1 protein-coding gene is annotated in these 646 nt (G+C 45.8%); it reads left to right on the forward strand.

What is annotated here, in order from left to right; genetic code table 11:
* Window positions 1-37 precede the first annotated feature (37 nt).
* Window positions 38-646 (forward strand): aminoglycoside phosphotransferase family protein (locus tag R7Q09_RS26295; protein ID WP_318143961.1); only part of this gene is annotated, 609 nt, incomplete at its 3' end.

Here is a 646-nt window from a genome sequence, read left to right on the forward strand (position 1 = left end):
AATCGTCGCCCCAAATCTGATCGAACAAGGGAAAGTCATGGAAATGCTACAAGGTGGTCGGGATAATGCCATTTATCGTACAGGTGATCGCGTTAGTCGTCCGGCAAGCTCTTGGACGATGACCGTCCACCAGTTGTTAAATCACCTTCATTCCAATGGATTCACGCAATGCCCCAAAGTGATTGGGATTGAGGGTGAGGGTGGTAAAGAGTGGGTGAGCTTTGTGGAAGGAGATACCTTCAACTATCCACTGCAAGGTTCTATTGCTTCTGTTACTGCACTTTTATCCGCGGCCAAAATGTTGCGTAGAATGCATGATGCTTCAGAAGATTTTCTCATTTCACATCAAAGCGAAGTGTGTCATTGGATGTTACCTGATCGAGTCCCCCAAGAGGTGATTTGTCATGGGGATTTTATGCCATACAATGTTGCACTAAATGGTGAAACCGTGGTTGGTGTATTCGATTTTGATACCGCACATCCTGCTCCTCGTTTATGGGATGTTGCTTTTTCCATTTACGGTTGGGCTCCTTTTAAAACGGATGAAAATGACCGAATGGGCAACTTGGAACAGCAAATTCAACGCGCCAAGCTGTTCTGTGACGCGTATGGCTGCTCGAAATTAGAGCGAGAAAATCTGGTGGAT

It is taken from the genome of Vibrio sp. 2130-1 (assembly GCF_033339515.1).